This is a genomic window from uncultured Pelagibacterium sp., assembly GCF_963972885.1.
Lineage (GTDB): Bacteria > Pseudomonadota > Alphaproteobacteria > Rhizobiales > Devosiaceae > Pelagibacterium > Pelagibacterium nitratireducens.
Map to the genome: position 1 here is coordinate 20,648 of NZ_CAXAXY010000027.1, position 11,557 is coordinate 32,204.

Consider the following 11,557-nt stretch of genomic DNA (forward strand, 5'->3'; position numbering starts at 1 on the left):
GGCAATTCGATGGGGCGTGCGGGCACGATCCCAATTGGTGCTGAGTTTACTGGATCCCGGCTCAAGGCCGGGATGACAGCAGAGGTAGTGGGGGAAAATTCTCCAAATTCCCGATCGTCATCCCGGGCAAGGACCCGGGATCCAGTAAACCCCATAGTGGCAAAGGGGGCCGACCGACGACATTGAACTGAAGCCCCCACCGACCAGAATGGAGTGCTCACGCTGAAGCCTTTTCGCGGCGGGCGGGGGCGAAGACCGCTTCGAGGGCTTCGTGGATGCGTTTCTGGCGAACCTTTGAGGTGATCTTTCCGCCCGTCAGATCGGTGACGTAGAAAACGTCGACCGCCTTTTCGCCATAGGTGCCGATATGGGCCGAGCCTATGGTGAGGTTGAGATCGGAGAGCGCGCGGGTCAGGTGATAGAGCAGGCCGGTGCGGTCGAGGCCGGAAATCTCGATGACGGTGAACTTGTCCGAAAGCGCATTGGAGATGAAGATCTCGGTGGGGACCGAAAAGGGCTTGAGACGCCGGTTGTAACGCGAATCGACGCCAAGGTCGGCGGGGAGGTATTTGCGGCCTTCGAGCAAGGCCTTGACCATGTCGGTGATGCGCGAGGCCCTGATCTTTTCGTCTTCATCGGAGGTGAAAGCGCGGCGCAGGCGGAAGGTATCGAGCGCGTAGCCATCCTTGGTGTTGAAGATCTGCGCGCCGATGATCGAGGCATCGGCGGTGGTGCAGGCTCCGGCGATCAGCGAGAGAAGGCGCGGGTGATCGGGGGTGTAGAAGGTCACCTCTGTGATGCCTTCGAACGCCTTGATGGACGTGAAGCCGGCAAAGCTCGAATTTTTGGCTTCCGCCGCATCGATCATGCGCGCATGGGCCAGTTGCAGTTCGGGTTCGGCGCGCAGCCAGTAATTGGGGAACTGGCGCTCGATATAGGCATCGAGCCGGCTGGGGGTCCAATCGGTCAGCCCGACGCGCAAAGCGTCCTGGGCCTCGATGATCCGGTCGCGCTGGGACACCTGGGAATGGCCGCCCGAGAGCAGCGGTTCGGTGGCGTAATAGAGGGCACGCAGGAGCGAGCCCTTCCAGCCCGTCCATGTGCCCGGGCCCACCGCGCGGATGTCGCAGGCGGTGAGAATCATCAGGAGCGCCAGGCGCTGGGGGCTTTGCACGATCTGGGCGAAATTGCGCGCCGTGTCGGGGTCCTGAATGTCGCGGGACTGGGAAATCTCGCTCATGAGCAGATGGTAGCGCACCAGCCAGGCCACGGTATCGGTTTCGGCCGCCGAAAGCCCCAGGCGCGGACAGAATTTGCGGGCGATGGCTTCGCCGGCCTCGGAATGATCCTCGGGGCGGCCCTTGGCGATATCGTGGAGGAACAGGGCCACATAGAGCAGGCGCACATCGGAGAGATGGGGCAACAGCTCGTGGGTGAGGGGTAGCTCGTTTTTCAGCCCGCCATTGGCGATGTCGGCCATGACGCCGACGGCGCGGATGAGATGCTCGTCCACCGTATAGTGGTGATACATGTTGAACTGCATCAGAGCGACGATCTTGCCGAATTCGGGGACCAGCTTTCCCAGAACGCCGGACTCGTTCATGCGGCGCAGGATGCGCTCGACCGATTTGGGGCTGGTGAGAATTTCGAGGAAATAAGCGTTGACCCGCTCGTCGGCTCGCAATTTCTTGTCGATCAGGCGCATGGAGCGGGTCAAAAGCTTGAGCGCGTCGGGGTGGAACATCACGCCCTCGCGGCCAGCCACCCAGAAGATCTTGACGATATTGACCGGGTCTCTTTCGAACACTTCGTCATCGGCGACGGTGATGCGGCCGTGTTCGAGGACGAAATCGGGTTCGCCCCGGATCTGGCGGCGCGCCTTGCGGAAATTGCCGAACACGCGGCCGAAGGCATCGACCTTTTTGGCGTGGGCGAACTCGAGCGAGGTGCAGAAAATGCGGGTGAGATCGCCCACATCCTTGGCGACGAGGAAATAGCGCTTCATGAAGCGCTCGACCCCGAGCATGCCGGCGCGGTCGTGATAGCCCATGCGTTCGGCCATTTCCTGCTGGATCTCGAAGGTCAGCCGGTCATCGGCGCGACCGACGAGGAAGTGCAGATTGCAGCGCACGGCCCAGAGGAAATCCTCGGCGCGCTGGAAGGCGCGATATTCGGTTTTCGAGAACACGCCTTTCTCGATCAGTTCGGGATAGGTCTGGACGCGGTAGAAATATTTGCCGATCCAATAGAGGGTATTGAGATCGCGCAGCCCGCCCTTGCCGTCCTTGACGTTGGGCTCGACCACGTAGCGGGTGTTGCCCTGGGCGTCGTGGCGGGCGTCGCGCTCGGCCATTTTCGCCGCGATGAATTCGGGGCCGGTCTTTTCGACGATCTCGGTTTCGAAGCGCTCGCGCATCTGGTTGAACAGCGTATCGTCGCCGACCAGAAAGCGGCTTTCGAGCGTTGCGGTCCTGACCGTCATGTCCGAGCGCGCCATGCGGATGGAATCATCGACCGAGCGGACGGCGTGGCCGACCTTCTGGCCCAGATCCCAGAGCATATAGAGCACGTATTCGGTCACGCTTTCGCCCCAGGGGGTTTGCTTGTAGGGCAGGATGAACAAGAGATCGATATCGGAGCCGGGGGCCAGCGTGCCGCGGCCATAACCACCCACCGCGGCGATGGCGAGGGATTCGGCGCCGGAGGGGTTTTCGCGCGGATAAACGTAGCGGGTGGCCCAGAGGTGAGCGGCGGCGATGAGTTCGTCCTGGGCGGCGGCGAGCATCTGGGCGCAGCGGGTGCCGCGTCGGTTGGCGACGAGTTCGGCCTCGGCGGCGATGCGGGCGTCCTTGAGGCCCTGACGCAGGGCCGCGAGCAAAGCGGCGCGGGCGGTCTGGCTGTCGGGCGCGGCATCGCCGATTTCGCGGCGCACGGCAGCGATCAGCGCTTCGGCACTGGGAAGTCCGGCTTTCTTGCGCGCAATCGGTTCAATGGTCGCCGTCGGCATGGGCAGCCTTTTTGAGTTCATAAATCCATTCGAGCGCGGCCCGGGGGGAGAGATCGTCGGGGCGCACGGTCTCTATCATATCGGTAACCGGGTTAGCACGAGGTTGAGGCACGGCTTTGTCAGCAGGAGCCGGCATATGGGCAAAGAGCGGCAAATCCGCAAGGGCCGAGCCCGGATTGGACTGGCCGCGCGCTTCGAGCAGATCGAGCACCTGACGGGCGCGGGTGATGACCGGTGCGGGGAGCCCGGCCAGCTTTGCAACCTGAATGCCGTAGGAGCGATCGGCGGCACCCTGGGTGACTTCGTGGAGGAACACCACGTCGCCCTTGTATTCCTTGACGCTCATTGTGTGGTTGGAGACACGCGACAGCGTCGCCGAAAGGGCCGTGAGCTCGTGATAGTGGGTGGCGAAGATCGCCCGGCAGCCTGTGGTTTCATGCAGGGTTTCAACGCAGGCCCAGGCGATGGACAGACCATCGAAAGTGGCGGTGCCACGGCCGATCTCATCGAGGATGACGAGGGAGTGGCGGGTAGCCCGGTTTAAAATAGCGGCGGTTTCGACCATTTCGACCATGAAGGTCGAGCGGCCCTGGGCGATGTCGTCGGACGCCCCGACGCGGGAGAAGACCCTGTCGACCACGCCGATATGGGCAGAGGTGGCCGGAACGTATGAGCCCATCTGCGCGAGAATGGCGATCAGGGCGTTCTGGCGCAGGAAGGTCGATTTACCGCCCATATTGGGACCGGTGACCAGCCAGAGCTGGCCGGCTTCATCGGGCCCGGGGGCCGAGAGATCGGCGTCGTTGGCGACGAAGGTTTTCCCTTCCGCTTCGAGGGTCTTTTCGACGACGGGGTGGCGACCGCCCTCGATTTTAAAGGCGAGGGAGGCATCGACCTGCGGGCGGCACCAATTGCGCTGGGCAGCGAGATTGGCAAGCGCTGCGGCAACGTCGAGTTCGGCCATGGCATCGGCGGCCGCCATAAGATCGCGGCTTTGGGCGAGGGCGGCTTCGCGCAGGCGGGCAAAGATGGAAAGCTCGATTTCGACGGCAATTCCCTGGGCGCGGGCGATCTTGCCTTCAAGCTCGGCCAGATCGGTCGTGGTGAACCGCATGGCATTGGCGAGGGTCTGGCGGTGGATGAAGACGCTGTCTTCGAGCAGGCGCGACCCGTGGGAGGTGGGAACTTCGACGAAAAAGCCCAGCACGTTGTTGTGCTTGATCTTGAGCGCGCGCACGCCGGTCTTTTCGACGAGCGCGGCCTGAAGCTCTGCCACCACCTTGCGGCTTTCGGACCCGAGGCGGCGCTGGGTGTCGAGTTCGCCATCATAGCCCGAGGCGACGAAGCCGCCGTCGCGGGCCATGAGGGGCGGTTCGTCGACAAGGGCTTTTGCGAACTCGTCGGCGAGGATTTGGGGAGCCCGGCCAAGGGTTTGTGCGATGGCGGCAAGTTCGTCGCCGGGGTCGGAGAGGCCGGCCAGCAGATGGCCCAGCGCGCGAGCCTGGATGATGCCGCAGCCGATGGCGCCCAGATCGCGCGGGCCACCGCGTTCGAGAGTCAGCCGGGTGAGGGAGCGAGCGATGTCGGGGGCGGCGCGCAGGCCCTTGCGGATGGCGTCGGTTTCCATCGCATTGGCGATCAATGTGTCGATGGCGTCGAGGCGGGTGTTTATGGAAGCCGGATTGTTGAGGGGAGCGGCGAGGCGGGCGGCAAAGAGCCGTGCGCCGGCGCCGGTCACCGTCATATCGACGCTTGCCCGCAAGGCGCCACGCACATCGCCGCGCTGGGTCACGAGCAGTTCGAGCGACGAGCGGGTGGCTGCATCGATCTGCATGTGATCGGTGGGCGCTTCGAGGCGCGGCTGGCGCAGGGGGACACCGGCCCCTTTTTGCGTTTCGGCCACATAGGCGATGAGCGCGCCGAGCGCGGCGCGGGCCGTGCGGGAAAACGCCGTGGGATCAATGGCATTGTCGAAGGTTTCGCGCAAAAGGCGGGACGCGGCTTCGGATTCAAAGCTTTCGTGCGGGCGGCGGGTGGCGTTGGCCAGCCGGTCGGACGAGAGGGCGCGCTGTTCGGCCAATTGATCGGCGAGACGGTCGGACAGGATCAACTCTGCCGGATCGATGCGGGCGATCTCGTCGGCAAGGGACTCCTTGTCGAGATCGGCGACAAGCAATTCGCCGGTGGAAATGTCGGACCAGGCCATGGCGTAGCCCTCACCGTCCGAGCCGAGCCGGGCGAGGGACAAAAGGAAATTGTTGCCCCGGGCGGGCAGCAGATCGTCCTCGGTCAGCGTACCGGGGGTGACGAGCCGGACGACGTCGCGTTTGACGACCGATTTGGACCCGCGCTTTTTGGCTTCGGCGGGATCTTCGATTTGTTCGCAGACGGCGACCTTGTGGCCGAGCGCAATAAGCTTTTTGAGATAGTCCTGGGCGGCGTGAATGGGCACGCCGCACATGGGGATATCCTCACCCAGATGCTTGCCGCGCTTGGTGAGCGTAATGCCAAGAGCGGCGGAAGCGATTTCGGCGTCGTCAAAGAACAGCTCGTAAAAATCGCCCATGCGATAGAACAGCAGATAGCCCGGATTGACGCCCTTGATCTCAAAGAACTGGGCCATCATGGGCGTCATGGCCGTGGTCGGGGGCGCAGCATAATCGGCCTGTGGCTCGGTTTGCGTCATGAAGCGGTCTAAAATTCCGGGGACAGGGCTCTTAAGCGGTGGGGCACGCTAAGCCAGAATTTTGGCGATTCCAACCGCCGATCACAGCCTGGGATGAACACGCCCGGTAACCCGTTCGACGCGTTTGCGATAGGCCATGGGGGCAGCGGCGAAACGGGCGAGGACAAAGACATCTGTCGTGCCAAATTTTTCGTCCACAAAGGCGTGGCTGGAAAACACCGCATTGACCCGCAGATAGCCGCGCACAAGGGGCGGCATGGCGCGCAGGGCGGCGTGGCGGTCGGTCATTGCACCCGGGAGCATGTCCATGGGGATGGCGTGCCCGGCGCGGGCTGGCGCTTGCCAATCGAAGGGCGCGCGGGCCGTGTGATAAAGGTGGGAGAGGGCCGGGGCATGGGCGCGGGGATCGGTGCCGGGAAAACTCGCCGCGCCGAAATAGGCGTCGATGCCATTAAGGCAGGCATAAGACCAGAGCCCGCACCAGAGCGCATCGATGGTGCGCATGGAGCGATAGGCGGGAGCAACGCAGGAGCGACCGACCTCGCAAAAGCGCTGGCCGGGATGGCGGGCAAGGAGCGGGCCAAGGGCGAATTCGCCGTCGGCGTACCAGCCAAGGCCGGGAGCCGGGCTGGTCATGACGCGGTAGGTCCCGACGATGGGCGGGGTTTCGCCCAGGGCGCGGGCGGCGGTATCGATGACGATGATGTGGTCGCAATGGGGATCGAAGGCATCGGCTTCGATATGATTGGCGTGGTCCATCCACGGGGCGTTCACGCCGCGCTCGCGGTGGAACACTTCGTAACGCAGCCGGTAGGCGGCGAAGCGCTCAGCGTCGGTCCGGGCCAGGCGCACGGCAAACTGACCCAGGCGGGCGAGCGGGGCGGCGAGCGGAGCGGCAGCGGGGAAAGGAGCGGTTTCGATCATGGCGCTTTTGTATCGGAGTTGAGCACCTGAGGGAATTGCGCCGGGCCGCAAAAGCCAATCTTGACGCGGCCATCGAGAACGGGCATGAGTTACGTACCTCACGGGAGGAGGATGCGTTTTGGAAAGCAATGGGCGCGTGACGGTGCATGATCTGGCGCGGGCGGCGGGCGTGTCGCTGGCGACGGTGGACCGTGTGCTCAACGGCCGACCCGGCGTGCGCAAGGGGACGATCGAGAAGGTGGAGGCCGCCATTGCCGAAATCGGGTTTCGGCGCGATTTGACCGCCTCGATGCTGGCGCGGGCCCGCGACATCGTTCTCAAAATCATTGTGCCGGAAGGCACCAACCAGTTTTTCGGCAAGCTGGCCGATGCAGTGGAAAGCGTTGGCGCCCAGATGCGGGCCGAGCGGTTGCGGCTCGATCTCTTGCGGATCAGGGCCATGGACACAAGGGCGCTGGTCGCGGCGCTCGATGGCATTGGTGCCGAGGAGGCCGATTGCGCGGTGATCGTGGCCATCGACAAGCCCGAAATCCACGCCGCGGTGGCGCGAGCCGTGGGGCGAGGGATCAAGGTGATCGCGCTGGTCTCGGACCTGCCCGGCTCGGCCCGGCACGGGTTCGTGGGAATCGACAACCGGGCGGCAGGACGGATCGCGGGATCGCTGATGGGGCGGTTCGTGCCGCAGGGGGGCATGATCGGGCTGGTGGCGGGGTCGCTTGAACTGATCGATCATGCCGAGCGGATCGGAGGATTTTCCGAAATCATGACAGCCGAATTTCCGGGGCTGGACCTGGTGGGACCGATCGAAGGGCAGGACGAATTCACGGCGACCTATGAAAAGAGCCTGACGCTGTTCGACGCGCATCCCGAACTTGCCGGGATCTATAATGCTGGTGCCGGCAATGCCGGGCTTTTGATGGGCCTGAGCGAACGTGGCCTTGCTGGAAAAGTGCGGGTGATCGGACACGAACTGACCGGGCCGACACGGGCCGGGCTGGAAACCGGCGCCATCGACGTTATTCTGGACCAGAGCCCGGAAGACGAAATTCGTGCCGTTTGCGCCACAGCACGGCGCCTGGTGCTGGGAGCGGACGCGGCCCCACCGCAGACACAATTGGAAATCAGGGTTCTGGTGCGGGACAATGTTCGCCAGGAGGCGGGGATTTAGGTGATGGCTGGCTGAATCGTTTTCACCCAGCCCTGACCTCAATCTCCAAACTCTGGATCCTTGAACGGAGGAGACTTTTGATGACAGAATTTGAGGTACGCACCTCATATCAGGCAACGGAGGCGGCATGACCTATCTCGGACTCGATATCGGGACGTCCGGCGTCAAGGCGGTGCTGATCGATGGTGAGGGCAGCGCGCTGGGCGAAGCCAGTGCGCCCTTGAGCGTTTCGCGGCCCCGACCCGGATTTTCCGAACAGGATCCGGCCCATTGGTGGGACGCGGTGCTCAAGGCCGTCGATGCACTCAAAGAGCGCTATCCGGATCTGGTCAGCGCGATAAGGGGGATCGGGCTTTCCGGGCAGATGCACGGGGCGACGCTGCTCGACAGGGACAATCAGGTGATCCGCCCGGCCATTTTGTGGAACGACGTACGCTCGGCCGCCGAGTGCGCAGAAATGGAAGAAGCGCTGCCGGCGCTGCGCAAGATTGCGGGCAATATTGCCATGCCGGGCTTTACGGCGCCGAAAATTCTCTGGGTCAAAAAGCACGAACCGGACAATTACGCGAAAATCGCCAAGGTGCTGTTGCCCAAGGACTATGTGCGGTTCCTTTTGACCGGGACCTACGTTTCGGACATGTCGGACGCCTCGGGCACGCTGTGGCTCGATGTGGAGTATCGCGGCTGGTCGGACGATCTGCTGGCGGTGACCGGACTGACTACCGAGCACATGCCGACGCTGGTGGAAGGGAGCGAGCCTTCGGGCCATCTTTCGGGCGCGCTTTGCCGCCGGTGGGGGATTGCCGAAACGCCGGTGGTGGCTGGTGGCGGCGGCGACAATGCCGCTTCGGCCTGCGGTATCGGCGCTGTGGAGCCGGGAACCGGGTTCGTCTCGCTGGGCACCTCGGGGGTGCTGTTTGTCTCCAACGACAAATTCCGGCCCAATACCGAAGGGGCGGTGCATGCGTTTTGCCACGCCATTCCCGACACCTGGCACCAGATGGGCGTTTTCCTTTCGGCGACCGATAGCCTCAACTGGTTTGCCAAGCTGGTGGGTCAGGATGCGGCAGGCGTCACGCAGGCCGTTGCCGAGACTTATTCGGGGCCGGGGGAGGAAATTTTCCTGCCCTATCTCTCCGGCGAGCGCACGCCGCACAACAATGCCGCTGCGCGCGGCTCGTTTGTCGGGCTGTCGCACCTGTCGGATGCCCGGACCATGGGGCAAGCGGTGATGGAAGGCGTGGCATTTGCGGTGCGCGACTGTCAGCGGGTGCTGGCCGACGCGGGAACGCAGATCGATACGCTGATCGCTGTGGGCGGGGGGTCGAAATCGGATCTCTGGCTCGAAATGATCGCCACCAATTTGGGCATGGCGATTGCCGTGCCCGAGGACGGGGATTTCGGCGGGGCGTTCGGCGCGGCGCGACTGGGGCTGATCGCAGCGACCGGGGCCGACCCCAGGACCATCTGCACCAAACCGAAAATCGAAAAAACCATCGATCCAAGGGCCGACCTCAAATCGGCCTATGACGACCAATATGCGCGGTTTCGCGCGCTTTACGAGGGTATCGAGGAGGCCCGAGCACTATGAGCGATTTTTTCAAAGGCCTGAGCAAGGTTCAGTATGAGGGCCCGGACAGCGACAATCCGCTGGCCTTCCATCACTACAACCCCGACGAAATCGTCATGGGCAAGCGGATGGAAGAGCATTTACGCTTTGCCGTAGCGTATTGGCATTCGTTTGCCTGGGAGGGTGGCGACCCGTTTGGCGGACGCACCTTCGAGCGGCCCTGGTTCGACGGCGGAATGGATGGGGCGAAACTGAAAGCAGATGTGGCGTTCGAATTGTTCACCCTGCTGGGGGCGCCCTATTTCTGCTTTCACGACGCCGACGTGCGGCCAGAGGGCGAGAGCTTTGCCGAGAGCAAGAAGCGGCTCGAGGCGCTGGCCGACATCTTTGAGAACAAGATCGCCGAAACGGGCGTGAAACTGCTTTGGGGCACGGCGAATTTGTTTTCCAACCGCCGGTTCATGGGCGGCGCGGCGACCAATCCCGATCCGGACGTGTTCGCCTATGCTGCGGCGACCATCAAGGCCAATATGGATGTGACCCAGCGGTTGGGCGGCGAGAACTATGTGCTGTGGGGCGGGCGCGAGGGGTATGAAACCCTATTGAACACCAATCTGGGCCAGGAAATGGACCAGATGGGGCGCATGCTCTCGATGGTGGTCGATTACAAGCACAAGATCGGGTTTTCGGGCGCCATCCTGATCGAGCCCAAGCCGCAGGAGCCGACAAAGCACCAGTACGATTACGACGTCTCGACGGTTTACGGCTTTCTCAAGAAATACGGGCTGGAAAACGAGGTGAAGGTCAATATCGAAGTGGGGCATGCCATTCTGGCCGGGCACACCTTCGAGCATGAAGTGGCCATGGCGGCGGCGCACGGGATTTTCGGCTCGATCGACATGAACCGCAACGACATGCAGTCGGGGTGGGACACAGACCAGTTTCCCAACAACGTGCCCGAAGTGGCGCTTGCCTATTACCACATCCTCAAGGCCGGTGGATTTACCACCGGGGGCACCAATTTCGACGCGAAGCTACGGCGCCAATCGATCGATCCCGAGGACCTTTTGCACGGCCATATCGGAGGCATGGACACCTGTGCGAGGGGGCTGAAAGCCGCGGCGGCGATCATCGAGGACGGGACCTATGATGCGTTTCTCGCCGATCGTTATGCCGGGTGGGGCGGCGCCGAGGCGCAGGCGATGTTTAAAGGCGAGCGAAGCCTTTCCGATATCGCCGCGCGGGTTGAAGCCGAGGGGATCAATCCGCAGCCCAAATCGGGGCGCCAGGAATATCTGGAGAATTTGATCAACCGGTTCGTTTAAGCGCATTCGGGTCCGCCGCGCATCGCGTCGGTGGACCTTTTTTCTTCGCTCTGGGAGGAGACCCAATGCCCATTCGCCAAAACCCGATTCTGCCGGGGTTCAATCCCGATCCCTCGATCTGCCGCGTCGGGGAGGATTATTACATCGCCACCTCGACCTTCGAGTGGTTTCCCGGGGTGCAGATCCATCACTCCAAAGACCTTGCGAACTGGGCGCTTCTGACCCGGCCACTCACCCGCAAGAGCCAGCTCGACATGCGGGGGAACCCCGACAGCTGCGGCATCTGGGCGCCATGCCTTACCCATAATGGGGAAAAATTCTGGCTGGTCTATACCGACGTCAAACGCAAGGACGGCAATTTCAAGGACGCGCATAATTACATCGTTACGGCCGACGAGATCACCGGGCCGTGGTCGGAGCCGATCTATGTCAATTCGTCGGGGTTCGACCCGTCGCTGTTTCACGACGATGACGGGAAAAAGTGGTTCGTCAACATGCTGTGGGACCATCGGGAGGGATATCACCGGTTTGCGGGGATTGCGCTTCAGGAGTTCGATCCGGTGGCCGGCAGATTGGTCGGGGAGCGGAAAAACATCTTCAAGGGCTCGCCGCTCAAGCTGGTCGAGGGGCCGCATCTCTATAAGCGCGATGGCTGGTACTATCTTCTGACCGCCGAGGGCGGGACCGGATACGAGCATGCGGCTACACTGGCGCGGTCACGCAATATCGACGGGCCATATGAGCTGCATCCCGACATGTATCTGGTGACGGCCAAGGACAATCCGCTCAATCCGCTGCAGCGGGCCGGGCATGGGGATATCGTGGAAACCCCCGATGGCCAGACCTATCTCGTGCATCTGACCGGGCGGCCGACGAC

Annotated in this window: 7 protein-coding genes; 4 read left to right on the plus strand and 3 right to left on the minus strand. The window is 62.9% G+C overall.

Features of this window, described 5'->3' with window-relative positions; translation table 11 throughout:
* Window positions 1-217: 217 nt before the first annotated feature.
* The 3 genes from AACZ55_RS06785 to AACZ55_RS06795 all read right to left on the minus strand — a co-directional run bounded on the left by AACZ55_RS06785 (window position 218) and on the right by AACZ55_RS06795 (window position 6,617).
* Window positions 218-3,028, minus strand: coding sequence for a [protein-PII] uridylyltransferase (locus AACZ55_RS06785; RefSeq protein WP_339644485.1), 2,811 nt, complete (start codon window positions 3,026-3,028; stop codon window positions 218-220).
* Complete coding sequence (gene mutS, locus AACZ55_RS06790; protein WP_339644488.1) at window positions 2,988-5,693, minus strand: DNA mismatch repair protein MutS; 2,706 nt, start codon at window positions 5,691-5,693, stop codon at window positions 2,988-2,990. The genes AACZ55_RS06785 and mutS overlap by 41 nt, the downstream gene beginning before the upstream one ends.
* Before the next feature lie 81 nt (window positions 5,694-5,774).
* On the minus strand, window positions 5,775-6,617 hold the full coding sequence (locus AACZ55_RS06795; RefSeq protein WP_339644491.1) for a GNAT family N-acyltransferase: 843 nt from the start codon (window positions 6,615-6,617) through the stop codon (window positions 5,775-5,777).
* Between the two features lie 118 nt (window positions 6,618-6,735).
* Here AACZ55_RS06795 and AACZ55_RS06800 point away from each other — a divergent pair, with 118 nt between their 5' ends.
* From AACZ55_RS06800 to AACZ55_RS06815, 4 genes are all read left to right on the plus strand, one after another.
* Entirely contained in the window at window positions 6,736-7,785 is a 1,050-nt protein-coding gene (locus AACZ55_RS06800) for a LacI family DNA-binding transcriptional regulator (RefSeq protein WP_338608351.1), read from the plus strand.
* A gap of 127 nt (window positions 7,786-7,912) precedes the next feature.
* Window positions 7,913-9,376, plus strand: coding sequence for a xylulokinase (xylB, locus tag AACZ55_RS06805; protein WP_339644495.1), 1,464 nt, complete (start codon window positions 7,913-7,915; stop codon window positions 9,374-9,376).
* The gene (xylA, locus tag AACZ55_RS06810; RefSeq protein WP_339644497.1) at window positions 9,373-10,680 is read left to right on the plus strand and encodes a xylose isomerase; all 1,308 of its coding nucleotides are present in this window, start codon (window positions 9,373-9,375) and stop codon (window positions 10,678-10,680) included. Before xylB ends, xylA begins: the two co-directional genes overlap by 4 nt.
* A gap of 71 nt (window positions 10,681-10,751) precedes the next feature.
* On the plus strand, window positions 10,752-11,557 hold an 806-nt coding region (locus AACZ55_RS06815; RefSeq protein WP_339644503.1), incomplete at its 3' end, for a glycoside hydrolase family 43 protein.